The 233-nt window shown below is 52.8% G+C and carries 1 protein-coding gene; it reads left to right on the forward strand.

The genetic code is table 11. The features are described from left to right. A partial coding sequence (locus QN347_RS21055; RefSeq protein WP_416350912.1) for an NAD-dependent epimerase/dehydratase family protein occupies positions 1-233 on the forward strand: 233 nt, incomplete at both ends.

The raw sequence follows: 233 nt of genomic DNA on the forward strand, positions 1-233 counted from the left end.
TTCCAAGAGTATTTTCGTCAAGGCATCAAAGGCGTAATCGCCCGCCCGTTCAATCACATTGGTGCGCAAGACAGATCGCCTTGATCGAATCAGGCCAGCAAGTACCAGTGCTTAAGGTGGGTAATCTCGAAGCAAGCCGAGACTTTCTCGACGTTCAGGATGTCTGTAGCGCCTATCTCGCCGTATTGACGTTAGCCGGCAGCCGCGACTACCCACGCTGCATGAATATAGCC

The sequence above is a fragment of the Sphingomonas sp. 10B4 genome, from assembly GCF_035019905.1.
In the GTDB taxonomy this organism is placed as follows: domain Bacteria; phylum Pseudomonadota; class Alphaproteobacteria; order Sphingomonadales; family Sphingomonadaceae; genus Sphingomonas; species Sphingomonas glacialis.